The 24,490-nt window shown below is 38.4% G+C and carries 25 protein-coding genes; 9 read left to right on the top strand and 16 right to left on the bottom strand.

All coding sequences use genetic code 11. From position 1 onward, the window contains the following. Positions 1 to 111 precede the first annotated feature (111 nt). The 3 genes from ttcA to AC27E9_RS12315 are packed head-to-tail and all read left to right on the top strand — an operon-like array spanning position 112 to position 3,178. The gene (gene ttcA / locus AC27E9_RS12325) at positions 112 to 1,044 is read left to right on the top strand and encodes a tRNA 2-thiocytidine(32) synthetase TtcA (RefSeq protein ID WP_487130580.1); all 933 of its coding nucleotides are present in this window, start codon (positions 112 to 114) and stop codon (positions 1,042 to 1,044) included. Between the two features lie 49 nt (positions 1,045 to 1,093). Next, complete coding sequence (locus AC27E9_RS12320; protein WP_487130578.1) at positions 1,094 to 2,386, top strand: NCS2 family permease; 1,293 nt, start codon at positions 1,094 to 1,096, stop codon at positions 2,384 to 2,386. Positions 2,387 to 2,407: 21 nt separating this feature from the next. Next, a complete protein-coding gene (locus tag AC27E9_RS12315; RefSeq protein WP_487130576.1) occupies positions 2,408 to 3,178 on the top strand; it encodes an outer membrane protein OmpK in 771 nt (256 codons plus the stop codon). Between the two features lie 96 nt (positions 3,179 to 3,274). Here AC27E9_RS12315 and AC27E9_RS12310 read toward each other — a convergent pair whose 3' ends face one another. From AC27E9_RS12310 to AC27E9_RS12290, 5 genes are all read right to left on the bottom strand, one after another. Continuing rightward, positions 3,275 to 4,120, bottom strand: a complete 846-nt coding sequence (locus AC27E9_RS12310; RefSeq protein ID WP_487130574.1) for a glucosaminidase domain-containing protein — start codon at positions 4,118 to 4,120, stop codon at positions 3,275 to 3,277. Between the two features lie 66 nt (positions 4,121 to 4,186). Then, positions 4,187 to 4,975, bottom strand: coding sequence for a hypothetical protein (locus tag AC27E9_RS12305; RefSeq protein WP_487130572.1), 789 nt, complete (start codon positions 4,973 to 4,975; stop codon positions 4,187 to 4,189). A gap of 500 nt (positions 4,976 to 5,475) precedes the next feature. Beyond that, positions 5,476 to 6,060, bottom strand: coding sequence for a GNAT family N-acetyltransferase (locus AC27E9_RS12300; protein WP_487130570.1), 585 nt, complete (start codon positions 6,058 to 6,060; stop codon positions 5,476 to 5,478). 16 nt (positions 6,061 to 6,076) lie between these two features. Further along, a complete protein-coding gene (locus AC27E9_RS12295) occupies positions 6,077 to 6,616 on the bottom strand; it encodes a DUF1415 domain-containing protein (protein WP_487130568.1) in 540 nt (179 codons plus the stop codon). 57 nt (positions 6,617 to 6,673) lie between these two features. Beyond that, positions 6,674 to 8,458, bottom strand: a complete 1,785-nt coding sequence (locus tag AC27E9_RS12290; RefSeq protein WP_487130566.1) for an ABCB family ABC transporter ATP-binding protein/permease — start codon at positions 8,456 to 8,458, stop codon at positions 6,674 to 6,676. A gap of 264 nt (positions 8,459 to 8,722) precedes the next feature. Here AC27E9_RS12290 and AC27E9_RS12285 point away from each other — a divergent pair, with 264 nt between their 5' ends. Beyond that, the gene (locus AC27E9_RS12285) at positions 8,723 to 9,238 is read left to right on the top strand and encodes a DUF2937 family protein (protein ID WP_487130564.1); all 516 of its coding nucleotides are present in this window, start codon (positions 8,723 to 8,725) and stop codon (positions 9,236 to 9,238) included. A gap of 144 nt (positions 9,239 to 9,382) precedes the next feature. Here the strand turns inward: AC27E9_RS12285 and AC27E9_RS12280 are convergent, their stop codons facing one another. The 5 genes from AC27E9_RS12280 to AC27E9_RS12260 all read right to left on the bottom strand — a co-directional run bounded on the left by AC27E9_RS12280 (position 9,383) and on the right by AC27E9_RS12260 (position 15,065). Beyond that, positions 9,383 to 9,676 (bottom strand): integration host factor subunit alpha, encoded by a 294-nt coding sequence (locus tag AC27E9_RS12280; protein WP_085304376.1) that lies wholly within the window; start codon positions 9,674 to 9,676, stop codon positions 9,383 to 9,385. A gap of 3 nt (positions 9,677 to 9,679) precedes the next feature. Then, positions 9,680 to 12,091 (bottom strand): phenylalanine--tRNA ligase subunit beta, encoded by a 2,412-nt coding sequence (gene pheT / locus AC27E9_RS12275; protein WP_487130562.1) that lies wholly within the window; start codon positions 12,089 to 12,091, stop codon positions 9,680 to 9,682. A 12-nt stretch (positions 12,092 to 12,103) separates the two neighbouring features. Further along, positions 12,104 to 13,084 carry a phenylalanine--tRNA ligase subunit alpha gene (gene pheS, locus AC27E9_RS12270; protein WP_487130560.1) on the bottom strand — a complete coding sequence of 327 codons (981 nt, stop codon included), beginning with the start codon at positions 13,082 to 13,084 and terminating at the stop codon, positions 12,104 to 12,106. A 277-nt stretch (positions 13,085 to 13,361) separates the two neighbouring features. Then, entirely contained in the window at positions 13,362 to 14,612 is a 1,251-nt protein-coding gene (locus AC27E9_RS12265; protein WP_487130751.1) for an ammonium transporter, read from the bottom strand. Between the two features lie 114 nt (positions 14,613 to 14,726). Continuing rightward, positions 14,727 to 15,065 (bottom strand): P-II family nitrogen regulator, encoded by a 339-nt coding sequence (locus tag AC27E9_RS12260; RefSeq protein WP_487130558.1) that lies wholly within the window; start codon positions 15,063 to 15,065, stop codon positions 14,727 to 14,729. A gap of 106 nt (positions 15,066 to 15,171) precedes the next feature. Between AC27E9_RS12260 and AC27E9_RS12255 the strand changes: the two genes are divergently transcribed. Then, positions 15,172 to 15,306, top strand: a complete 135-nt coding sequence (locus tag AC27E9_RS12255; protein ID WP_487130556.1) for a hypothetical protein — start codon at positions 15,172 to 15,174, stop codon at positions 15,304 to 15,306. Between the two features lie 117 nt (positions 15,307 to 15,423). Here AC27E9_RS12255 and AC27E9_RS12250 read toward each other — a convergent pair whose 3' ends face one another. The 5 genes from AC27E9_RS12250 to thrS all read right to left on the bottom strand — a co-directional run bounded on the left by AC27E9_RS12250 (position 15,424) and on the right by thrS (position 20,012). Continuing rightward, complete coding sequence (locus tag AC27E9_RS12250) at positions 15,424 to 16,527, bottom strand: phosphoribosylaminoimidazolesuccinocarboxamide synthase (RefSeq protein ID WP_487130554.1); 1,104 nt, start codon at positions 16,525 to 16,527, stop codon at positions 15,424 to 15,426. Between the two features lie 168 nt (positions 16,528 to 16,695). Then, positions 16,696 to 17,052: a 50S ribosomal protein L20 gene (gene rplT / locus AC27E9_RS12245; protein WP_077284679.1), complete on the bottom strand. Its 357-nt coding sequence runs from the start codon at positions 17,050 to 17,052 to the stop codon at positions 16,696 to 16,698. Between the two features lie 15 nt (positions 17,053 to 17,067). Further along, positions 17,068 to 17,262 carry a 50S ribosomal protein L35 gene (gene rpmI, locus AC27E9_RS12240; protein WP_077284678.1) on the bottom strand — a complete coding sequence of 65 codons (195 nt, stop codon included), beginning with the start codon at positions 17,260 to 17,262 and terminating at the stop codon, positions 17,068 to 17,070. A 193-nt stretch (positions 17,263 to 17,455) separates the two neighbouring features. Further along, positions 17,456 to 18,010, bottom strand: a complete 555-nt coding sequence (gene infC / locus AC27E9_RS12235; RefSeq protein WP_487081410.1) for a translation initiation factor IF-3 — start codon at positions 18,008 to 18,010, stop codon at positions 17,456 to 17,458. 91 nt (positions 18,011 to 18,101) lie between these two features. Then, positions 18,102 to 20,012 (bottom strand): threonine--tRNA ligase, encoded by a 1,911-nt coding sequence (gene thrS / locus AC27E9_RS12230; protein ID WP_487130552.1) that lies wholly within the window; start codon positions 20,010 to 20,012, stop codon positions 18,102 to 18,104. A gap of 291 nt (positions 20,013 to 20,303) precedes the next feature. Between thrS and AC27E9_RS12225 the strand changes: the two genes are divergently transcribed. Then, a complete protein-coding gene (locus AC27E9_RS12225) occupies positions 20,304 to 21,020 on the top strand; it encodes an START domain-containing protein (protein WP_487130550.1) in 717 nt (238 codons plus the stop codon). A 29-nt stretch (positions 21,021 to 21,049) separates the two neighbouring features. Here AC27E9_RS12225 and AC27E9_RS12220 read toward each other — a convergent pair whose 3' ends face one another. Further along, entirely contained in the window at positions 21,050 to 22,693 is a 1,644-nt protein-coding gene (locus tag AC27E9_RS12220) for an NAD(P)/FAD-dependent oxidoreductase (RefSeq protein WP_487130749.1), read from the bottom strand. Positions 22,694 to 22,850: 157 nt separating this feature from the next. Between AC27E9_RS12220 and fdxA the strand changes: the two genes are divergently transcribed. From fdxA to AC27E9_RS12205, 3 genes are all read left to right on the top strand, one after another. Continuing rightward, positions 22,851 to 23,183, top strand: a complete 333-nt coding sequence (gene fdxA, locus AC27E9_RS12215; protein ID WP_487130548.1) for a ferredoxin FdxA — start codon at positions 22,851 to 22,853, stop codon at positions 23,181 to 23,183. Between the two features lie 109 nt (positions 23,184 to 23,292). Next, positions 23,293 to 24,159, top strand: coding sequence for a fructosamine kinase family protein (locus AC27E9_RS12210; RefSeq protein ID WP_487130546.1), 867 nt, complete (start codon positions 23,293 to 23,295; stop codon positions 24,157 to 24,159). Positions 24,160 to 24,283: 124 nt separating this feature from the next. After that, positions 24,284 to 24,490, top strand: a complete 207-nt coding sequence (locus AC27E9_RS12205) for a CPXCG motif-containing cysteine-rich protein (protein ID WP_487130544.1) — start codon at positions 24,284 to 24,286, stop codon at positions 24,488 to 24,490.

Genomic DNA, 24,490 nt, shown 5'->3' with positions numbered 1-24,490 from the left:
TACAATTTTTTATAAATTGAGGTTGAACATGGCAGATAAAATGCCTTGTTCAACTTTTTTCATTTAGCCGCATCGGCTATACTACGCGCCGCAATTTATTAGGAATGAATTATGAGCGCAGAATTAAAATCTCCCTTGACACCAAGTCAAAATACACAATTACAAAAACTTGAAAAACGTTTACGACGTCATGTTGGACAAGCTATTGCGCAATACAATATGATTGAAGATGGCGATAAAATAATGGTGTGTTTATCGGGTGGTAAAGACAGCTATGCGCTACTTGAAATTTTAATGCTCTTAAAAGCATCTGCACCAATTAACTTTGATTTAGTAGCCGTTAACCTAGATCAAAAACAACCAGGATTTCCTGAACATATTCTTCCTAATTATCTTGAAAAACTAGGTGTTGCTTATCAAATTGTTGAAGAAGATACCTATGCGATTGTAAAAGAGAAAATACCAGAAGGTAAAACAACTTGCAGTTTATGTTCACGCTTACGCCGTGCCCTACTCTATAAAGCGGCAAAAGCGCTTGGTGCCACAAAAATTGCCTTAGGACATCATAGAGATGACATGGTAGAAACGCTAATGCTTAACATGTTCTATGGTGGCAAGCTTAAATCAATGCCTGCAAAATTAGTTTCTGATAATGGCGAACATGTTGTTATTCGCCCACTAGCTTTTTGTAAAGAGCAAGAGCTCGTCCAATACGCGCAATTAAAACAGTTCCCAATCATTCCATGTAATTTATGTGGTTCACAGCCAAATTTACAACGTCAAAATATCAAAGCCATGCTACAAGACTGGGATAAAAATCACCCTGGTCGTATCGAGTCAATGTTTACTGCCATGCAAAATGTAGTGCCATCACATTTATGTGATAACGAACTATTTGACTTTAAAACCATTAACAGTGACTCCGGCATTATTGATGGTGGCGATACTGCCTTTGATCAAGAAGGCTTTACCAATACTACAGTAGCCCCAACATCACCCGTTGTTGCTCCAGCTGACTTATTAAATATTGTCGAAATTAAATAACGTACTTTATTCAAACTTAACTTTAGCTCTCTTTAAACAAGGCTTTCTGATGCTCGAAAAACTATTTCAATTGCAACAGCACAACACCTCAATAAAACAGGAAATTATTGCTGGTTTCACGACTTTCTTAACCATGGCATACATTATTTTCGTTAACCCTGCGATGTTAGCTGATGCCGGTATGGACCATGGAGCGGTATTTGTTGCAACTTGTATCGCTGCAGCTATAGGCTGTTTTGTTATGGGATTTCTCGCAAACTATCCAATTGCACTTGCCCCAGGTATGGGATTAAACGCATTTTTTACTTATACCGTAGTACTAGATATGGGTTACACCTGGCAAGTTGCTTTAGGCGGTGTATTTGTTTCTGGTATCGTCTTTATTATTTTAAGCTTGTTTAATATTCGTGAATGGATAATCAACAGTATTCCACATTCGCTTCGCTTCGGAATTGCAGCAGGTATTGGATTATTCTTAGCTTTTATCGCTTTAAAAAATGCTGGTATCGTGGTTGATAGCCCAGCAACTCTGCTAACACTTGGCGATATCACTTCAATGCCAGCAGTATTCGCAGCCATTGGCTTATTTTTAATTGTTGGTTTAGCTAATCGCGGTGTTAATGGCTCAGTAATGATTTCTATTCTAGTAATTACATTACTCGGCATTATTTTTGGTGACGTACAATATCAAGGCTTAGTGTCTATGCCACCAGCTGTTGCCCCTACTTTTATGCAACTTGATATTTTAGGTGCTCTTGAATTAGGTATGTTGTCAGTTATTTTTGCTTTTCTCTTTGTTGATCTCTTTGACACCTCAGGTACGCTAATTGCCGTTGCACAACGCGGTAACTTATTGGATGAAAAAGGCAACTTCCCACGCTTAGGTAAGGCGCTTTTAGCAGACTCAACAGCAACGGTTGCTGGTAGCATGCTAGGTACATCTACAACCACTAGCTATGTAGAAAGTACTGCGGGTGTTAGTGCTGGCGGTCGAACGGGCTTAACCGCTGTTACCATTGGCGCATTATTTCTATTGTCATTAATGTTTTCACCATTGGCCGGTATGGTACCGGCATACGCTACTGCTGGCCCATTATTCTATGTTGCAGTACTAATGCTTGCTGGCCTAGTCAACGTTCAATGGGATGATTTATCTGAAGCTGTTCCTGTTGCCGTTATTTGTATCACTATGCCGTTAACATTTTCTATCGCCAATGGTATTGCTTTTGGTTTTATTAGTTATGTTGCTGTACGTGCCTTTAGTGGTCACTTTAATAAAATTAATATCAGTGTTTTATGTTTAGCACTGCTATTTTTATGCAAATTCGCTTTTTTCGCTTAACTATTTTAGGGAATATTACCAATGTCTATGACCACAAACATGACTAAGTCACTCATCTGTACAATAGTTTTTCTAGCAAGTTCGGTTAATGCCGAAACGCTTTGGAGTGACAATTCAATTAGTTACTTAAAGAATACCAGTGATTTTGAAGTGCTAAAAAATGACAACATTAACGTTATTACTTTTGAACATGCCTCTGGTCATAACTGGGGCGATGTTTTCTTTTTCGCTGATCGCATCACTGGCAGTGCTGATGCTAACCATGGTCGCTATGAAGAAACTTATGGCGAATTATCAGCACGTTTAAGCTTAAGTTATTTAACTGATACAAAACTCGCTTTTGGTGCAATTACTGACCTATACCTTGCCAGTACATACGAACACAGTACGGGTAATAATGATGGTTTTGGTTTTGGCTTCAATAACTACTTAGTTGGGGTTGGAGCATCTTGGGACATTCAAGGGTTTAATTATCTAAGCAGCAACGTTTATTTAGCCGAAAATGATGATACCGATAATGACTATCAACTTACTGTTGCCTGGGGTTACCCTATTAGCCTAGGTAACCACGATATCATTATTGATGGCTACTTGGATTGGTCATCGGCAGCAGATGACCATAAAGCTGATTTTCACTTCAACCCGCAAGTACGCCTTGATGTAGGTAAATACTTTGGTAAAGCAAAGTTTTTTGAAGTCGGGATTGAATATTCTTACTGGCATAATAAGTTTGGCATTAGCGGCTTAGATAACGAAAATACCGTTAGTGCTATGGTCAAAGTTCACTTATAGCTATCAAGCTTAAAGACAAGAATACTTAATAAAAAACGCGTTAGTGAACCTAACGCGTTTTTTATATACTATGCACTTGAGACGATTTATTCGTAATTATTCAGAGTTAAGTACTAAATAACTACGATTATGGCGGATCATTTCCGTTAATTCTAGAACATAGTCAGTACCACGCTCAGAATAAGGAATTAACCCTGTTGCAAGGATTTCAGGTGACAATGGTTGATTCTGCTCACGCAACTGCCCTCTGATAGTTCTAAACACCATATAAGCACTATTCGTATTAATATTTTTTAAATAACGAGCAACACCTTGCTCAACTGAGCTATAAGCAGCAACTTCATGTTTAGCACCGACATTTCGACCGTTAGGTACCATGCCACAGCCTTTTTTATAACACCAAACACCAAAAAAATTTAAACCGATACGGGCAAATCGTGATGTCCCCCATGCGGATTCATTTGCTGCCTGAACTAGCACTAATGCAGGAGGAATAATATCAATTTTTAGCTGTAACTCGTAAAGTTTACGCAATAAAGAGAACTTCTTACTGACTCGATATTGTTTACTTAAATCTGCAACAAAACTATGCTCTTGCTCACTAAAAGGCTGCTCTAGTGTCAATTGAGCAATCAAACGTTCAACTTCAGCACGTAACGCTAATATACGCTCATTTTCTGCAATTACTGCTGGTCTAATAAAGGCGAAAAACTGCCTTTTCTTTTCTTTTACATCACGTATTTTCGCGAAGTCAGGTAAAGTAACGTTATGCAGAGGTTGCTCAACAGCCTTAATCACCTCAACTGTCTTTTCTGGTACCACAGGCTCCGGAATTGACTCCTTTACAGGTACAGGTAAAAAGGTAAAAGGCGCAATTACACCAACAAAAATCGATGTGATAAAAATTAAAGCAATTAAGCGCTGTTTGCTAAATATATTCAAGCCAAAGGCTCCTTTCTGGGTACATTAGAAATAATGTGTTCTTCCTTGCCACATTGTCTCAGCTTATTATGCTGAAAATGTATCACTTACCGTATTTGGATTCTCGCTTGATGCTTGCATTTGTAAACCAAATATTTCTCGGTACAAAATACCTTTAACGTTATAAAACATAGGTGCAAGGTAAGCTAAACAAAACAAGAAAAATGCAATTGCAACAAAGCCGAGTTCAGAGTCTGCAGCAGCGGCAATAGGCAAAGCCGATATAATCATTGCTAAGGCCAATATTAAGTATATCGCAAAAATCTTAAACCATTGAAAACGAGTTGCTTTAATACAAAGTACTATCGCCTTCATTGGCGACATATTTTTCTCTACAACTAAAGGCAGCGCTAACGATAAAGCTACCGCTAAAAATATACCGGGTAGATAAAACAGGGCTAACCCTATTGAAACAAATGTTGAGGTTAAAAGTGCGCAAACAGCCACCCAGCTACCGCGCTTTAAAAATGCAAAAATTAATTGATAACGCGTTTTCAAACCGACAGAGTGGAATACTCCCATCATTTCAACACCCATTAAAAATGGATACACCACTAAGGTGACAATAATATTGAGTAATGTTATTGATTGAGGATCTTTCATAGCAGCTTTAATCCCCCCCATTGGCGTGCTTGCCAGCAATAAGGTAAATATAACGATTAATAAACAAATAACTAAACCAACATTAATGGATAATCGAGATTTTAACGTAAGCTGCCAAGCTTCTTTTAAAATAGCATCGACATTAAGAGAATATTCACCTTTAGTCGCGCTTTCAATACTACCGCCAACTTTTACAACAGGAAGTTTTTCCACAGAATTTTACCTAAAATGAGAAACATTTTAATGCTTCATGATCACATAATAGGTGGCAGTATATCGTAGTTCACCAGTATCTGGGAATAAGCTTATAAAATTGAAAAAATATGAAGTTTTTTATGATGTAAAATTTGAGAGTACAAGCAAAATTAGAGAAGACAATATCAGAAAGGACAGCAGAAAGAACAGCAGAAAGAAGAGTGGCGCAGCATTAGATAAAGATTACATTAAATATTTAGCAGCTATTTAGGAAAGTTTTCGCACAAAAATAAAACCTACAGTTTTAATGCTTGTAACTTTTCACTATAAAAATGCCAGAGTTCTTCAAAAGACTTAAAATAATAAACTTGCCCTTGATAACTTGTTTTCATCGGTAACCCCTCAATCCAGAAGTTACATTGTACAATTTTCAACCACAACAAAGTGTTAACTAAGTGTAATAGTCAGTAGCGAAACGTCAAACGGTTATAAGTTATCAAAAGCCAAAAACTCAGTCACTACACGATTTGTTGATAAAATAAGCTACCTTCATTTACCTGCGATGGCTGTTCGCAAATGACAAAGCCACATTTTTGTAAAACTTTTATGGAAGCAAAGTTGTCGTTTTCAACACCCGCCATTAAAGTTACTTGCTGAGCTTGCATGGAAAAATACAGCACCAGTGCAGTGAGTACTTCGCTAGCATAACCTTTACCCCAATAATTTTCGGCAATTAAATAGCCTAAATGCACGGTCAAGGCACGGTTACCTACCGCTGATTCATTTCCTGAACTAGCACAACTAGAACTTGCACAGCCACTTTTACCGCCACCAATGCCATGGATAAACACTAATCCTATTATCTCGTTCGATGTAGGTATTTCTATAGAAAATACTTCGCTTTCTTTACACCTAGCGTCTAGCCAAATTTTTGCTTGCGCTAATGTGTTTATCCCTTGCCACGTTTTCGGTAATGACTTTACAACCTTAGCACTAAGCAGCGAAGTAGCATTAGCCGCGAGTTTTTGTTTTAACGGTATATTGGTTGCCAAACATTGCGACAATACTAAGCGTTTAGAAGCGATACTTTTCATATCAAACATTCATCAGTACTCATCATTATTTTTTAATATTTGCTAATATTTCCTGAAAATAGTTAGCGCCTTTGTCATGAGCTAAGGCAATATTATTATCAGGGATCTGCTCAGGATTTTTATAAATACTTAGCACTTTTTCCATGCTAGCTTCGCGGATTAAATGTAATGTTGGATACGGCGAACGATTAGTAAAATTACCAGCATCATCATAGTCAGTGTCAGCAAAGCAATATTCAGGATGAAAGTTGGCAATTTGATACGTGCCTTCAAAGCCGTATTCAACAATAAGCTCATTTGCATAATCAACTAAATCTAAAAAGCGATTAAAGTCTCGAAAACCTTGCTGATAAATCAATAAGCTCGTTTCGATATCAGGATTACTGGCTAAATATTCTAGCTGCGTTAATAGCTCAACTAACGCACTTTTAACACTTTCCTTTTCACTAACATGGTAAAAAATGGTTTGGTTAACAAATTCCTTCTTTGCAAAAGGACAAAAATTCAAGCCAATAATAACCTGTTCTAGCCATTGCTTAGTTTGTTCTATTTCCATACTTGTCATAAAATTTTGTTAAACCTTGTTTTTACATATATTTGAGCGTCAAAAAATAGCAACAAACTAGCTATTATCACTTTTTTGTAACTGCCACATAGTAAAGTAATGGCCTTTTTTAGCTAATAAGGCTTGATGTGTACCTTGCTCAATAATTTCACCAAGCTGCATAACAATAATATTGTCTGCATCAATAATCGTCGATAATCGATGAGCAATGACCAAACTAGTTCTGTGCTCAGCAACCTCTTTAATTGCCGTTAAAATAGCTTGCTCAGATTGACTATCAAGAGAAGATGTTGCTTCATCAAAAACCAAAATTCGCGGATTTTTTAAAATGGTTCGAGCAATGGCAACACGTTGCTTTTCACCACCTGAAAGTTTCAAACCCCGCTCTCCTACGACAGTTTCAACACCTTCAGGCAAGCGTTTAACAAAATCAGATAAATGAGCGAGCTCAAACGCTTTATGCACAGCTTTATTCTCAGCTTCCGGCTCTCCGTAATGAACATTTGCAAATAGCGTATCATTAAAAAGTACCGTATCTTGCGGCACAATACCGATATTTTTCCGCAATGAATGTTGAGTAACTTGCCTTATGTTTTGGCCATCAATGTTAATGCAGCCATTATCGCAATCATAAAAACGAAATAGTAACTTCACTAACGTTGATTTACCTGAGCCACTTTCGCCTACAACTGCAACCTTTTGCCCAGGTTTAATGGTAAAAGACAGTTTTTTAATAATTGGACGTTTTTCATTATAAGCAAAAGAAACATTCTCAAAATGAATTTCAGCTTGCGATAATGCTAGCTCATTAGCATTAACGTCATCTTCAACCTTTGGCTTTTTCAGCATAAGTTCAAACATGTGTTCAATATTAGCCAGCGAACCTTTAATTTCTCGGTAAACAAAGCCCAAGAAGTTAAGCGGAATAAATAACTGCATCATAAAAGCATTAATCAAAACAAAGTCCCCTAAGGTCATTTGTTGATGTGTTACTTGATACGCAGCAAGTGCCAACATAGCGGTCATAGAACAAGAAATAATAAAGGCTTGGCCACCATTAAGCGCAAATAAAGACAACCTGTTTTGCATTTTGGCCGTTTCCCAACAGGCTAATTGTTTATCGTAAGCCTTGGCTTCATATTCCTCGTTGGTGAAATACTTAACAGTCTCATAATTCAATAAGCTATCAATTGCTCGAGTATTACTGGAAGAGTCAGCTTTATTGGCAGCGCGAATAAAGCGTGTACGCCAGTCTGTGGCAAAAACTGAATAAGCGACATAACATACAATTGATAACGTAGTAATAAGCGCAAACCAAATGCCGTAATTAATAAGAAGAATGCTCACCACCATAATAATTTCAATTAAGGTGGGGATGATATTAAAAACCATAAAACGCATTAAAAAGTTAATGCCTGAGGTACCACGATCTATATCACGTGATAAGCCACCGGTTTGTCGGTTTAAGTGAAAGTCCAAGTCGAGCTTATGTAAGTGTTGGAATACTTTTAAGCCGATACGCCGTATCGCCCGCTCAGTTACTCGGCCAAATAATGTATCGCGTATCTCAGCAAATAAAACAATGGTTAAGCGCACTAAGCCATAAGTAGCAACCAAAGCAAAAGGTACAATAAAAATCCGGTTTTCTTGTTGTTGATCTAAAATATCGACAATATCTTTTAGAATAAAAGGTAGGTAAACACTCGCAACCTTGGTTAATATCAAACAACCTAAAGCAAATAGAATCCGCATTTTAAATTCAAACAAATACGGTAATAACAGTTTTACAACTCGCCAATTAAAAGTGGTTACTTCATGTTCTGATTGAATAGGTCTGCGCATAGTAATTATTAGCGTCCAACAATTATTACGAATATGAAGTTAACATATCGCTTTATGGGGAGGCTATATTAACATTTTTTATCAATAAAAAGATTAAAAATTAGATTGATACCGCTAACAACTTTCCACTTTGTATAACGATGAGTGCTACTATACTCAGCTATTCCCTTTAATATTCTAAGAAATTTGTCATAGCTTATGCTAACGTAAATAGCATAATGATATTAGATATTGCATTCATGAAACACCAACAGAAAAGCTTTTATGTTAACTCTTATTAATACCATAGCTGACCGCTGTTTTTTTACTATTACCTTTATTTTGGGTGTGCAATTACCCGAGTTTATGCAGCAATATCAGCAGCGACTTGCTGGCCACTTAAGTGAAGCACAGTTACAGTTGAGTCAATTTGAAGCCATTGCACAACAACATTTCGAAGGCAGTGTTGTTACCATGATCAGTCGCTATAAAGAAAACAATGAAGCTTCCATTGTCAGTACTGGCGAGTTAATTGAACACTTAATGATAAGAACACAATATTTAACTCGCCATTTAGAAGAATTAATAGCGGATGATTATTTACAAAGTGTTTATCGCTTTATCTTGCACCTAGATAGACAAATCGCAGCGGGCACCGCTGAGCAGTTTGCGATGGCCATTCCTTTGACACTGCCTGCATTAGCAACAGGTGCGACACTTGCCATTTCATCGTTAATTGTAAAGGAATTACTAGTTATCGCAGTTAAATATCCTTTTAGAGCAAAGAAAACCGTTATTTAACCTGAACCTTTAACTATTAGCTTGCTAATAGTTTGCCAATAAAAAACGCTAACAGAATTGTTAGCGCATTAATATTTTCATTATTCGACAAAAAAGGTTGCCGCAGCAACCTTTTCTTAATAAATGCAAAACTGGTTAGCGTACTTACTCGCTATTTCCGTCTTCTACGCGGCTTTTAAGTTTTTGTCCTGGTCGGAAAGTCACCACTTTACGTGCTGAAATAGGAATATCTTCTCCAGTTTTAGGGTTACGTCCAGGACGCTCGCTTTTAACCCGAAGATCAAAGTTACCAAAGCCAGATAACTTCACTTGCTCACCTGACTCCAGTGTTTCACGAATTTCTTCGAAAAACACTTCAACCATATCTTTTGCGTCACGCTTGCTCAGCCCAACTTTTTCAAATAAATGTTCTGCTACTTCTGCTTTTGTTAGCGCCATTATTTAATCCCTCAGAGATGCATTTAATTCAGTTTTTAATGTGTCAACCACTCGGTCAACTACGTCAGTGATATCCTTTTCTTCTAAGGTTTTATCGTTATCTTGCAATGTCATTGCAATTGCTAAGCTTTTAAAACCAGATTCAATACCATTACCTCGGTATACATCGAACAAGTTTAGATCAACTAAATAATTTCCGCCAACCTTTTCAATAAGTTGTAGTACATTATTTGCACTAACTTGATCTTCAACAACAACTGCAATATCACGTCTATTTGCTGGAAAGCGAGATATATCGCGCGCTAGCGGGATATTTAACGTACAAACTTCGCTTAATAAAAGTTCAAAAACAAGTGTTCTGCCATTTAAGCCTAATTTCCTTTCTAATTCAGGATGTAAGGCGCCAACATAACCAACTAACACACCATCTTTATGAATAGCTGCGGTTTGGCCTGGGTGTAAGGCATCAATTTCTGCTTTTGAAAATTGATAAGCACTTTCATTACTCGTTAAACTTAATAACGCTTCAACATCTGCTTTAATATCGTAAAAGTCGGTGGCAGCTTTTTCAATATCCCAATGTTCTTCACTGCGCTGGCCACTTAGCACACCGGCAATCATATTGTCTTGACGAACACCATTTTCAGCACTTTCATCAGGAATAAAACGTAAACCTGTTTCAAATAAACGTACACGGCCTTGCTGACGGTTTTGGTTATAAGCAACTGATTGCAGTAACCCGGTCCATAAACTGACACGCATTTCCGACATCTCAGAAGATATTGGATGTGGCAGAGTCATCGTTGCTTGACCAGGGTGCAATAATGTTTGTACCTTAGGGTCAACAAAACTGTAAGTAATTGCTTCTTGGTATCCACGATTGACTAAAGTATTGCGTAATTTACTAACCGCTAACTTAGCTTCTTTTTGTTCGCGCATTGCCAATGTTGCTTTTGGCGAAACATTTGGAATATTGTTGTAACCAAAAATACGGGCAACTTCTTCAATCAGGTCAACTTCAATACTAATATCAAATCGGTAAGCAGGAACAATAACACTCCATACTTTGTCGTTACTTTCACCTGTTTCCGTAACGTTAAAACCTAAAAGTGTCAGTATTTCAGCGACCGTTGCATCATCAATATGATGACCAATACGACCATCTAATTTATTACGACGTAAAGTTACCGTTTTTTCTGCAGGAATATTTCCTTCAGAAATAGCTTCTACGATTGGACCAGCTTCACCACCAACAATTGTTAGTAAAAGTTCAGTAGCTCGTTCCATAGCATCGCGCTGCAATTGTGGGTCAATGCCACGTTCATAACGATGTGAAGCATCGGTATGCAAACCGTATTGGCGCGCTTTACCTAAAATAGCTAATGGTGAGAAAAAAGCACTTTCTAAAAAGATATCTTTCGACTCAGTGGTAACACCTGAAGCTAAACCGCCAAAAATGCCTGCCATTGCCAATGCTTTAGCATCGTCGGCAATCACTAAGGTTTCAGTTGACAGCGTTACTTCGTTTTCATCAAGTAGTACTAGCTTTTCACCTTCGTTGGCATAACGTACGTTAATACCACCATCAATTGTGGCTAAATCAAAGGCATGCATTGGATGACCTTGCTCTAACAATACATAGTTGGTGACATCAACAACAGGGTCAATTGAACGAGTACCGCAACGACGCAGCTTTTCCACCATCCATAATGGTGTTTGCGCGTTTACATTAATATTTTTGATCACACGACCTAAATAACGAGGACAGGCTTTATCAGCTGACAAGTTAATGGCGACAGTATCATCAATAGTCGGAGTTACTGCTGTAATCGTAGGCTCTGTAACGCTCAAACTATTTAATACGCCTACTTCACGCGCTAAACCTTTAAGGCCTAAACAGTCACCACGGTTAGCAGTTAAATCAACATCAATAGTTACATCATCAAGATCTAGGTATTCACGAACACACATGCCTAATGGCGCATCGCTCGCTAGCTCCATAATACCATCAGCGCTTTCTGCTAAGCCAATTTCAGATTCGCTACATAACATACCGTGCGATGGCACGCCACGAAGCTTAGCCTTTTTAATTTTAAAGTTACCCGGTAAAACTGCACCAACAGTTGCAACCGCAACTTTTAATCCTAAACGACAGTTTTTAGCACCACAAACAATGTCAACTAACTCGCCATCATTAAAGTCAGGTCCTAAGTTTATTTTTGTCACTTGTAGTTTATCGGCATCAGGATGTGGGCCACATTCAACCACTTCACCAATTAAAACACCGGTAAATTCACCTGCAACAGGCTCTACTGCATCAACTTCAAGGCCAGCCATGGTGATTTGATGCGCTAAGTCATCAGAAGAAATAGCAGGATTAACCCACTCACGTAACCAAGATTCACTAAATTTCATTATATGGCTTTCCTACTTGAACTGTTTTAAGAAGCGAAGATCGTTTTCAAAGAATGAACGTAAGTCATTTACGCCGTAACGTAACATAGTTAAACGCTCTACCCCCATACCAAAGGCAAAACCAGTATAGACTTCTGGGTCAATACCAACGCTACGTAATACATTTGGATGTACCATGCCGCAACCTAATACTTCTAACCATTTGCCATTTTTACCCATCACGTCCACTTCCGCTGAAGGCTCAGTAAACGGGAAATAAGATGGACGAAAACGAATTTCTAAATCTTCTTCAAAAAAGTGATGTAAGAAGTCGTGTAAAATACCTTTAAGGTGAGTAAAGCTAACGTCTTTATCAACCATTAAACCTTCCACTTGGTGGAACATAGGTGTATGTGTTTGGTCGTAATCGTTACGGTATACTTTACCTGGAGAAATAATGCGTAATGGCGGTTGCTCTTTTTCCATGGTACGAATTTGCACACCAGAAGTTTGCGTACGTAACACTAACTTAGGGTTAAAATAGAAAGTATCATGATCTTGACGAGCAGGATGATGCTCAGGAATATTTAAAGCATCAAAATTATGAAAATCATCTTCAACTTCTGGCCCCTGTTTCACTGAGAAACCTAAGTCACCAAAAAAGCTTTCTATACGTTCAATAGTGCGAGTTACTGGATGTAAACCACCTAGTTCATCGCCACGTCCCGGTAGTGTTACATCAATAGACTCAGCAGCAAGTTGTTGCTTAATAACTTCGGCACGCAATAGATCACCGCGTTCCGTAAGTAACTTTTGAACTTTTTGTTTAGCGATGTTAATCACTTGACCCGCTTTGGGTTTCTCTTCTTTTGGTAACTTACTTAGGCCTTTCATTTGTTCCGTGAACAAACCTTTTTTCCCTAAAAAGTTAACGCGAACCTGGTCAAGTTCAGCAGGATCAGTTGCCGCAGCAATGGCTTGTTCTGCCTGCAATATAATATCGTCTAAATTCATGAGTTCCTCTAAAGCGTGTTTAAAATGCTGTTATCCCTACAATTAGAAATTCAGCATTAACATCGGCCGACTATTCAGCCTTTAGCTAGACTTTTTTGATTAATAAAATGGTGAATGATTTTACACAAAAAATTACCGAGAGAGTAGAGTAAATCTACGTTTTTCAAGAAAAAGTTAGTGCTGATTAACTTTTATTTTTAGAATAGCTGGTGACTTGTGTATTTAGGCACGAATAAAGGCTCACGTGCGGGTAAGCCTTTATCGTTCTAGAAAAGTATCAAAGGTTATAACCTGACTCATCATGTTCAATTAAATCAAGTCCTGTGGTTTCTTGTTCTTTTGATACTCGTAAGCCACTGGTCATTACCGCTACAAGTTTAAATAACAGGTAAGATACAACTGCGGTGTAAACAATAGTTGAGCCAATGCCAATAAGTTGCACCGTTACTTGCCCTAGCATGGAAGTAATACCTTCAGCATAACCGTAACCACTAAAGGCACCAAGTTCAGTTGAGGCAAAAACACCTGCGAGTAACGTTCCTAAAATACCACCAATACCATGAACCGGAAACACATCTAACGAATCATCAATTCTTAATTTTTGCTTGATATAAACCGTCGCGTAGAAGCAAACAATACCAGCCGCAATACCAATAATTAACGCGCCACCAGGCCCAACAAAACCAGAGGCAGGTGTAATAGTCCCTAGTCCTGCAACCATGCCGGTTACTGCACCTAGAACACTGGCTTTACCAAATTTCCTCCATTCGATTGCTGCCCACGTCAGTGCCCCAGCCGATGCTGATAAATGTGTAACTAACATCGCCATGGATGCATCACCATTAGCTGCCAACGCACTACCACCATTAAAGCCAAACCAGCCAACCCATAGCATGCCTGCGCCGGTTACTGTCATTGTTAAGTTATGTGGCAACATGGGTGTTTTCGGAAAACCATGGCGAGGCCCTAATACAACTGCCGCAACTAACGCTGCAACTCCGGCGGTTATATGAACCACAATGCCACCTGCAAAATCATAAACGCCCATTTGCGCAAGCCAACCACCACCCCACACCCAATGTGTTACTGGCGCATAAACAGCAAGTAACCAAAGCGCTGAAAACAATAATACTGCAGAAAATTTCATTCGTTCCGCATACGCACCAATAATCAATGCCGGTGTGATTACCGCAAATGTCATTTGAAACAGCATAAATAAACTTTCTGGAATATCCCCAGAGAGAGCTTCTTTACTGATCCCCACCATCATCACTTTACTAAAATCACCGATCCAAGCACTGCCTTCACCAAAAGCTAAACTGTAACCTAAAACAAACCACAAAATAGAAGACAAACCAGCAATAGCAAAGCACTGCATCAATATCGACAAAATATTTTTTCTACGAACTAAACCACCATAAAACAAGGCCAACCCAGGTAAAGTCATCAACAATACCAGGGCTGTTGATGTTAAGATCCACGCAGTATTGGCGCCATTTAATTCTGCTTCACCTGCAATGCTTGGCATAGCAAACAACAAAGTAAAAACTAGGATAATTATTTTATTCATTTTTATTTCCACAAAGAAAAGTAAACACAAGTAAGTGATAGGTAATTTTTTAACGTAATCAGATATCAGACTCTAAATTGCCTCATCATCAATTTCCCCAGTACGAATACGAGTTACACTCTCTATGTTGGTGACAAAAATTTTACCGTCACCAATTTTCCCTGTTTGCGCAGAGCTTACAATGGTTTCAACAACACGTTCTGAAAAATCATCACGAACGGCAATTTCAAACTTTATTTTAGGAAGGAAGTCGACAGAATATTCAGCGCCGCGATACAACTCAGTATGCCCTTTTTGACGACCAAACCCCTTTACTTCGGTTACTGTCATGCCGTCAATGCCAATTTCGCTCAACGCTTCTCTTACATCATCCATTTTAAATGGTTTAATAATTGCCGTGACTAACTTCATACGTTCACCTTTAGTGCATTAATATCTATTAAATTTTATTATTTAACTAATACTAAGCACCATTTGTACCCATAGTTAAAAGTTAAATAAATACAAATAATTAGCGATGAATTTCAACTTCTTTAGAATAGATAAGCACCAGCATGGTGCACAATATCAGCATGCAAGAACGGTATTGGTGCAAAAAAGAACAACTGCATCGAAAGTGCACACGCAAGAGTTAAGGCAAAGTAGAAATTAATGACGAGTAAAATGACGATTAAAGGTTTTATAAAGAGCTTAAAGTAGGCGGGCGATAAATAGCAGCGATTAAAAAAGCCCCGCTATTGCGAGGCTTAATAGTTTGAAAAATTATCAATTAATCTATCAATTGATATTCAGAACGTAATATATCAATAATTTCTTGCTTAGGATTATCAGACAACACTATTGTCTCGCCGGTAACTTTCTCTGCAATAGCGATATAAGTTTCAGAAACTGCCATTAGCACAGAAGCTGGCAAAGCATTATCTCGCGCTAATGCTTCACGCTCAACCATACGGTCTTTATTTAACAAAATATCAGGATCTGGAAAGTGATTTAATAATAACTGACGAAAACCTTCTTTTGAATTTTCTACAACCTTACCTGCACGGTACTGCTCACCGTCCCAAATACGAGAAGAATCTGGTGTTCCAACTTCATCCATATAAATAAGCTTGTCATTGCCTGCTCTGTCTTTGACATAGCCAAATTCAAATTTAGTATCAACAAAAACTTGGTCTAGCTTAGCTAATGCGGCTGAAATAACATCAAACCCTTGCGTCAACAACTTTTCATACAAGGCAATATCATCTGTCGATTTAAAGTTAAAGTCAGAGAAGTTATCTTCGATGTTTTTACGCGTAATATTAACATCATCAACGGCTGGAACACCTGGAATACCTTCCAAAATACCTTTGGTTGAAGGCGTTTGTAATAATTCAGATAACTTACTGTCTTTTTCAAGACCATCTGCTAACTCAATACCACAAAATTCACGCTCACCTTTGCTGTATGAACGCCACATGGAGCCGGTAATATATTGACGACAAATTGCTTCAATCATTACAGGTTTAGCTTTTTGTACTATCCACACAAACGGATGTGGAATATCTAAAATGTGACTATCAGCTAAGCCTTGCTCTTTAAATAACTTAAACCAATGGTTAGAAATAGCATTCAATGCAGCGCCTTTACCTGGCACACCTTTCATACCACCTTCACCATGCCAAATGCAGTCAAAAGCTGAAATTCTGTCACTGATCACCATTATTGCTAGCGGCGTGTCACTAGGTACGTCATAACCTTTTTCAGCAATCAAGCGACGACTATCAGACTCGGTTAACCAGTAAACAGAGCGTACTTTACCACTATGAACGGGTTTATCAGTACGAATGGGTAAATCATTATTGACCGCTAAAACTTGCTCAGCAAGACTCATAATAAGACCTTAACTTTCTAAAATTGAATTTAAATTTTTAACTAAGCAAACTTATACTGGGTTCAAATTAACTTAGTTAAACATTCTGACCTTTCAGTCAACTTTTTAATGCCCTGAAAAAGAAAAGGACGCCTAGGGCGTCCTTATCTCAGAGCTAATATCTCAAACTTATGCTAAAGAAGCTTGCGCTTTTTCAACTAAGAATGTGAAAGCTGCTTTATCGTATACTGCGATGTCAGCTAGGATCTTACGATCGATTTCAATAGAAGCCTTTTTAAGACCATTAATGAAACGGCTGTAAGATAAACCATTTTGACGAGCTGCTGCGTTGATACGAGCAATCCAAAGTTGACGGAATTGACGCTTACGTTGACGACGGTCACGGTATGCGTATTGGCCAGCTTTAGTTACAGCTTGGAAAGCAACGCGATAAACGCGACTACGAGCACCGTAGTAACCTTTAGCTTGCTTTAGAACTTTCTTATGACGTGCACGCGCTTGTACACCACGTTTTACTCTTGCCATTTTCTATCTCTCCTATTAACCGTGACGTAAAAGTTTTTTAACTGACTTAATGTCAGAAGCAGCAATCATGCATTTCGCACGAAGATGACGCTTAACTTTAGTACGGCGTTTAGTCAAAATATGACGAAGACCGGCTTGTTTAAACTTGTAGCCTGTGGCTGTCGCTTTAAAGCGCTTTGCAGCACCTTTGTTAGTTTTCATTTTAGGCATGAATATTACTCCGCATTCACATAAAACTATTTTCATAGTTAATATGTTGCCATTGAAATTTAGTAATTTAGGCGAAAATCTGACACTGCAAGCAGCGGTAGATTTTACTTTCAGGCCTAAAGTTACCCGTTAAAAACAATATTGGTGAACTAACATTCGAAAATATTAATTACTTGCATATACCAAATATTGATTATTTTTTAGGTGCTAAAACCATCACCATTTGACGCCCTTCCGCTCTACGAGGGAAAAACTCAACTACTGTTAGTTCTGCTAAATCGTTTTTAACACGAGTCAACAACTCTAAACCGAGCTCTTGGTGGGCCATTTCGCGACCACGGAAACGTAAAGTTACTTTAACTTTATCGCCACCTTCTAAAAAGCGTTTCAAGTTACGTAATTTAACTTGATAATCGCCTTCATCTGTACCAGGACGGAATTTAATTTCCTTAACCTGTATTTGTTTCTGCTTTTTACGCTGTTCTTTTTGTTCTTTAGATTTCTCATAAAGAAACTTACCGTAATCCATTACTCTAAGAACAGGAGGTTTAGCTGTTGGGCTGATTTCAACAAGATCTACACCAGCGTCTTCTGCTTGGCTCATCGCTTCATCTAATGTGACGATACCACCTGGCTCTCCGTCATATTTAATCAAACGAACTTCATTACCTGGAATGCCAGTAATCAACTCATTTAAACGATGTGCTGGCTCTTTCTGCCCGCCTCGTTGTCCACCTTTAATAGCCATGTTCCTCCAAAGAACGTTGTTACCGAGTAAGTTTAAATATTACTCACTCGGGGTAAATAAATAGTTTGCGTGTTTAAATAGATTCAGTGGCTTAACTACGAGTTTTCACTTCGTCTGTTAACTTAGCAATAAAGTCATCAACTGACATTTTTCCTAAGTCTTCACCACCTCGAGTTCGTATCGCTATTTCGCCAGCTTCCATTTCTTTATCGCCAACAACTAACAAATACGGAACACGCTTTAAAGTATGCTCGCGGATTTTAAAGCCTATCTTCTCATTTCTCAAGTCTAGTTTTGCTCTAAATCCATTTTCTTTTAGTTTTTTAACAACTTTTTCACAATATTCACCTTGTTTATCGGTAATATTCATCACTGTTGCTTGAATTGGTGACAACCACGTTGGGAATTTACCAGTGTACTCTTCAATCAAAATACCAATAAAACGTTCTAATGAACCTAAAATAGCACGGTGAATCATCACTGGTGTGTAACGTTCGTTGTCTTCACCAACATAAGTCGCGCCTAAACGCTCTGGTAAAGCGAAATCAAGTTGCACAGTACCACATTGCCAATTACGACCTAAACAGTCTTGCAAAGTAAACTCAATCTTAGGACCATAGAAAGCCCCTTCGCCTGGCAAGTATTCAAACTCAATGTCTAAATCTTTCATTGCCTGAGCCAAGCCTTCTTCAGCTTTATCCCACATTTCGTCATTACCAATACGCTTTTCAGGGCGCGTTGATAGCTTAACAATAATGTCTTCAAAGCCGAACGTTTTATAAACATCGTATACCATATTGATACACTTACTTACTTCGCTTTGAACTTGGTCTTCAGTACAGAAAATATGTGCGTCATCTTGCGTAAAGCCACGAACACGCATTAAGCCATGTAAAGCACCCGATGGTTCGTTACGGTGACAACAGCCAAACTCAGCCATACGTAAAGGTAAATCGCGGTAAGACTTTAACCCTTGGTTAAATATTTGCACGTGACCAGGACAGTTCATCGGCTTAATAGCATATTCACGTTTTTCAGACTCAGTTGTGAACATAGCATCACTGTACTTATCCCAGTGACCCGACTTTTCCCAAAGACCTCGGTCCATCATTAATGGACCTTTAACTTCGTCATAGTCATATTCATGAAGCTTTTCACGAACATACTTTTCTAATTCAGTGTAAATTGTCCAACCATCGTTATGCCAAAACACCATACCCGGCGCTTCTTCTTGCCAATGGAATAAATCTAAGTTTTTACCAATTTTACGGTGATCACGTTTTTCAGCTTCTGCAAGACGTTGAATATAAGCTTTAAGTTGCTTTTTATCAGCCCATGCTGTGCCATAAATACGTTGCAACATTTTATTTTCTGAATTGCCACGCCAATATGCGCCAGCAACTTTCATTAACTTAAAGTGGTGACAATGACGCATGCTTGGCACATGCGGGCCACGACACATATCAATGTATTCTTGGTGATGATAAAGTGCTGGTGTGTCTGACTTATCAATGTTTTCATCAAGAATTTCTAATTTATAAGTTTCGCCGCGCTCAGTAAAGGCGTCGTACGCATCTTGCCAGCTACCTGTTTTCTTAATTACTTGATAGCCAGTACGAGCAAGCGTCGTCATTTGCTTTTCAAGTTTAGCCAAGTCATCTTCGCTAATGGTTTCGTCCATATCAACGTCATAGTAAAAACCATTGTCGATTGTAGGACCGATAGCCATCTTAGTATTTGGCCATAGCTGTTTGATAGCATGTCCTAACAAATGCGCGCACGAGTGACGAATAATCTCAAGGCCTTCAGCATCTTTGCTGGTGATTAGTTGCAATGCAGCATCTTTGGTGATTAATTCACAGGCATCAACAAGTTCACCGTCAATACGACCGGCAATGGTTGCTTTTGCTAAACCAGGTCCTATATCAAGAGCAACATCCATTACAGAAACTGCTTGTTCAAAAGAGCGTTGACTACCGTCAGGGAGAGTAATTACAGGCATGTATATTCCTTGTTCAGTGGCGACACATACTAAGCACCGCTTGAATTTTATTAATAATTTTTATAACGCGTTGAAATCAAATCATATAATGACACAAAAATAATTGTCATTACTCGCGCTATATACTGCTAAATTTTATATTATGTTCATCTTAGCTACGTATTTATAAGACGTTTGGGTCAAGATAACATGATGAGCAGAGGAATATAGGGCAATTCGCCTTAATTTGCAATGAACAGGACAGCTATATTGAACAAGCAGGCTAATTTATTTCTGGTAAACAAAAAACCAATGATTTGGCTTTATTTTTTTACCATGCTTTTAATGCTATTGAACCACAACGCATTAGCGAATGAACCAGTAAAAAAACAAGGTAACTCAGCAGTAAATAAAGCTGATTCAACAACAGAAGAAAGTAAAGTAGAGAACTGGAAAACATGGCGGCGCACGAAAAGCTTAAAGGTAAGTTATCGTCCAAGCAGCTATGAAGATCTTATTGAAATCAAAGCACAAGCAACACTCAACTCTACGCTTTCAGGCTTTATTTACTTTATTGAAGACTTAGCTAACATGCCGGTTTGGTTAGACAACACTCATTCGGCAGAAATTCTTGAACAGTTTACTGCCAGCGAGAATATTTTTATCACCCGCTTTAGCGGCTTATGGCCCGTATCTGCCCGAGAAATGATAGTGCACTCACGTTATTGGCAAAATGAAGATTTATCGTTAGAAATCGCCGTTATTGATGCTAACGATTTTATTCCTGCTCATAAAAAAGCCGTGAGAATGAAAGTTCATAGCGCCCATTGGAAAATTATCCCAACGTCAGCTAAGCAAATTGAGATTAGTTATCAATTTATTGTCGATCCAAAAGGTAATATCCCACAGTGGCTAACAAAAACCATGACACTAAATGGGATCTGGACAACATTAAATAACTTGCAAGAACAATTACCGAAAAGTCACTGGCAACAAAAACAGAAAAGCCATATTCAAGAACTTCAATAAATATAGTCTTTGTTCTTTAGTAAAAGTAGTTAGACTTTTTTCAACATTGAAAGTGCCATCGCTTCAGCAACTTTAATACCGTCAATACCCGCAGATAAAATACCACCAGCGTAGCCAGCACCTTCACCGGCAGGATATAAACCATAAGTATTTACACTTTCTAAACTTTCTTTATCACGGGTGATATTAATTGGCGAAGAGGTTCTTGTTTCTACTGCGGTCAAAGTAGCTTCATTCATTGAAAAGCCCTTAATTTTACGCTCGAATGCAGGTAAGGCTTCACGAATGGCTTCAATAGCATAACTTGGCAAAGTTTCACTTAAATCGCAATATTTAACGCCCGGCTTGTATGATGGTTCAACACTGCCGTGCTCGCCGCTTTTGCGACCCGCTAAAAAGTCACCTACTAACTGCACTGGTGCGTCATAATTTTCGCCACCTAACTTAAAGGCAGTCTCTTCGAGCTTACGTTGAAATTCAATACCCGCTAGTACGTTATCTTTGCTACCATTTTCATCATAGTCTTCTGGAGAAATACCAACAACAATAGCACTGTTTGCATTACGTTCATGACGAGAGTATTGGCTCATACCGTTTGTTACTAGACGACCCTCCTCTGAAGCCGCAGCCACTACAGTACCACCTGGGCACATACAAAAACTATAAACCGAACGGCCATTTTTACAATGGTGTACTAACTTGTAGTCTGCCGCGCCAAGTATCGGGTTACCTGCATTTTTACCAAAACGAGCGTCATCAATAACCGACTGTTCATGTTCAATTCTAAAGCCAACAGAAAATGGCTTAGCTTTAATAAATACACCTTTTTCATGCAACATCGAAAAGGTATCGCGAGCACTGTGGCCAATGGCCAAGGCAATATGACGTGTATTTATCACTTCACCTGACGCTAACGTTAAACCAGTCACTTGCATTTTTTCACTATCGTCAGCTACAGCTTCAAAATGAATGTCTTCTACTCGTTGTTCGAAGCGCACTTCACCGCCTAGTCGGTTTATCTCAGCGCGCATTTGCTCAACCATAGTCACCAATTTAAAGGTACCAATATGTGGTTTGCTGACATATAAAATTTCTTCTGGTGCACCAGCATCAACAAATTCATTTAATACTTTACGACTATAGTGTTTAGGATCTTTAACTTGACTGTATAATTTACCATCTGAAAATGTACCAGCACCACCTTCACCAAATTGCACATTAGATTCAGTATTAAGAATTTTTTTACGCCAAAAACCAAAGGTATCTTTAGTGCGTTCTCGTACTTCTTTGCCACGCTCTAAAATAATCGGTTTAAAACCCATTTGCGCTAAAATCAAGCCAGCAAATAAACCACAAGGTCCCATACCAATAACCACCGGGCGCTCAGTCATATCCTCCGGCGCTTCACCAACAAACTTATAGCTAGTATCTGGGCTTTCTTTAATATTAGAGTTCTTCGCATGCTGATGTAACAATTGCTCATTACAGCTGGTTTCAACATCTAAGGTGTACATTAAAATAATATTGCTTTTCTTACGGGCGTCATATCCACGTTTAAAGACTGAAAAACTAGTTAATTGCTCGGCATTAATTTGTAATAGGGTAAGAATTGCCTGTTCTAGCTCTTCTGGTTGATGATCAAGTGGTAATTTAACGTTCGTTAAACGCAACATAGTTTGTTTCCAAAGCGGTACTAGGGTAAAAATTGGCGCCATTTTACCTGATAGTGCTAGCGATACCAAATACAAAGCAAAAACAACAATTGAATTTGTTTGCCGGCACGGTATGATGCGCACATTCGATAGGTATTAATCTTCATGGGTAAGCAAAATGGCTTTTGTCGTTACTGATAATTGTATTCAATGTAAATATACTGACTGTGTAGCAGTATGCCCTGCCGATGCCTTTCATCAAGGCCCAAATTTTTTAGTGATCAACCCTGACTCCTGTATCGATTGTGATTTATGCCCAGTAGAATGCCCTGCTGAAGCAATTTATCAAGAAGATGAAGTACCAGAAAATCAAAAAGACTTTATTGAACTCAATGCTGAGTTAGCCAAAGCTTGGCCAGTTATTACCGAAGTTATTGATCCGCCAGCCGATGCCGAAAAATGGGACGGCGTACCGAATAAAATTGAAAATTTAATAACCGATATAGAATAACAAAGCCAAAGCCAGTTTACTGTTAATATGGCTTTAACGGTTATTACCTTATTTTCTCTTAATCCTCGACTATAATTACACATATTCTCACCTAACTTGGTAAAGAATCATGTGGCAAACCATTGAGCAAGAAATTACCCAAGTAACTGATGAGCCGTTCAACATAAAGCATAAACAAGTTGTAACGGGTGGCGATATCAATTTATGTTACTGGCTAAGTAACTATCAGCGTAACTATTTCATCAAACTTAATGACAAGTCACGACTTCAGCAGTTTGAATCTGAAGCCTATTCCTTAGAACAAATAAAGCAGTTAAATGTAATGGCTTGCCCTAACGTTGTAACAACCGGAACAACATTAGATAAAAGCTTTCTTGTACTTGAATACTTGCCGTTTAATCATGCGTCGAATCAAAACTGGTATCAATTTGGCAAACAGTTAGCAACAATGCATAAGCAATCGAGCCACGGCCAATTTGGTTGGCAACACGACAATTATATCGGCACAACACCACAACCAAATAGTTGGCAAAGTAATTGGAGAACATTCTTTGCCGAGCAACGCATTGGCTGGCAATTACAATTACTCGCTGAGAAATCTATCAAACTGGGTTCAATTGACTACATCATTAACGTTTGTCATGACGCCCTGTTACATCATCAAGTAACGCCCAGTTTAGTGCATGGAGATTTATGGCAAGGAAATATTGGCTTTAGCGATAATGCTGCCTATATTTTTGACCCAGCAAGTTACTACGGCGACAGAGAAGTAGACATTGCCATGTCAGAATTATTTGGCCAAATGCCTGATGAGTTTTATCAAGGTTATCAAGAAGTATTTCCACTTGACGCCGACTACGATAAACGTAAATTAATTTACAACTTTTACCATATTCTCAATCATGCAAATTTATTTGGCGGTGTTTATATTGAACAGTCAAAAGCTAATTTATCGCGTATTCTGGCGCTGCATTAGCACATTAAATATTTACAGGTAATAGGCAATATGTTTTTGCTTATTTTCCCATGAAAAGTTCGCACTTTAACTGAAAGCGTACATACTTAAATTAATGGTTAATTCAAAAAATCTAGGAGGCACTATGCCCCATGAGATTAAGGAACAACGCATTGAATGCCCACATTGCGGACATCATATTCGCGTTGCATTAGACGCCAGCGAAGGTGATCAAGACTACTACGACGAATGTCCTGCCTGTTGCATGGAAATGCATTTAAGTTTACATGTTGATGAATACCACCAAAAAATACAGCTCGCCGTTGATAGCGACGACGAACAAGTTTTTTAA

The organism is Colwellia meonggei (genome assembly GCF_057537295.1).
This window is presented reverse-complemented; position numbering and strand designations above follow the sequence as displayed.

Bases quoted from the DNA above. Each gene is read 5' to 3' on its own strand.
- AC27E9_RS12295 (WP_487130568.1), bottom strand. From the start codon at position 6,616: ATGACAAGTATGGAAATAGAACAAACTAAGCAATGGCTAGAACAGGTT.
- AC27E9_RS12250 (WP_487130554.1), bottom strand. From the start codon at position 16,527: ATGAGTCTTGCTGAGCAAGTTTTAGCGGTCAATAATGATTTACCCATT.
- infC (WP_487081410.1), bottom strand. From the start codon at position 18,010: ATGGCTATTAAAGGTGGACAACGAGGCGGGCAGAAAGAGCCAGCACAT.
- AC27E9_RS12280 (WP_085304376.1), bottom strand. From the start codon at position 9,676: ATGGCGCTAACAAAAGCAGAAGTAGCAGAACATTTATTTGAAAAAGTT.
- AC27E9_RS12255 (WP_487130556.1), top strand. From the start codon at position 15,172: ATGAATTTCAACTTCTTTAGAATAGATAAGCACCAGCATGGTGCACAA.
- thrS (WP_487130552.1), bottom strand. From the start codon at position 20,012: ATGCCTGTAATTACTCTCCCTGACGGTAGTCAACGCTCTTTTGAACAA.
- AC27E9_RS12315 (WP_487130576.1), top strand. From the start codon at position 2,408: ATGTCTATGACCACAAACATGACTAAGTCACTCATCTGTACAATAGTT.
- AC27E9_RS12320 (WP_487130578.1), top strand. From the start codon at position 1,094: ATGCTCGAAAAACTATTTCAATTGCAACAGCACAACACCTCAATAAAA.
- AC27E9_RS12265 (WP_487130751.1), bottom strand. From the start codon at position 14,612: ATGCCAAGCATTGCAGGTGAAGCAGAATTAAATGGCGCCAATACTGCG.
- AC27E9_RS12220 (WP_487130749.1), bottom strand. From the start codon at position 22,693: ATGTTGCGTTTAACGAACGTTAAATTACCACTTGATCATCAACCAGAA.
- AC27E9_RS12205 (WP_487130544.1), top strand. From the start codon at position 24,284: ATGCCCCATGAGATTAAGGAACAACGCATTGAATGCCCACATTGCGGA.
- AC27E9_RS12210 (WP_487130546.1), top strand. From the start codon at position 23,293: ATGTGGCAAACCATTGAGCAAGAAATTACCCAAGTAACTGATGAGCCG.
- pheS (WP_487130560.1), bottom strand. From the start codon at position 13,084: ATGAATTTAGACGATATTATATTGCAGGCAGAACAAGCCATTGCTGCG.
- ttcA (WP_487130580.1), top strand. From the start codon at position 112: ATGAGCGCAGAATTAAAATCTCCCTTGACACCAAGTCAAAATACACAA.
- rplT (WP_077284679.1), bottom strand. From the start codon at position 17,052: ATGGCAAGAGTAAAACGTGGTGTACAAGCGCGTGCACGTCATAAGAAA.
- pheT (WP_487130562.1), bottom strand. From the start codon at position 12,091: ATGAAATTTAGTGAATCTTGGTTACGTGAGTGGGTTAATCCTGCTATT.
- AC27E9_RS12260 (WP_487130558.1), bottom strand. From the start codon at position 15,065: ATGAAGTTAGTCACGGCAATTATTAAACCATTTAAAATGGATGATGTA.
- AC27E9_RS12300 (WP_487130570.1), bottom strand. From the start codon at position 6,060: ATGTTTGATATGAAAAGTATCGCTTCTAAACGCTTAGTATTGTCGCAA.
- rpmI (WP_077284678.1), bottom strand. From the start codon at position 17,262: ATGCCTAAAATGAAAACTAACAAAGGTGCTGCAAAGCGCTTTAAAGCG.
- AC27E9_RS12225 (WP_487130550.1), top strand. From the start codon at position 20,304: ATGATTTGGCTTTATTTTTTTACCATGCTTTTAATGCTATTGAACCAC.
- AC27E9_RS12290 (WP_487130566.1), bottom strand. From the start codon at position 8,458: ATGCGCAGACCTATTCAATCAGAACATGAAGTAACCACTTTTAATTGG.
- AC27E9_RS12285 (WP_487130564.1), top strand. From the start codon at position 8,723: ATGTTAACTCTTATTAATACCATAGCTGACCGCTGTTTTTTTACTATT.
- fdxA (WP_487130548.1), top strand. From the start codon at position 22,851: ATGGCTTTTGTCGTTACTGATAATTGTATTCAATGTAAATATACTGAC.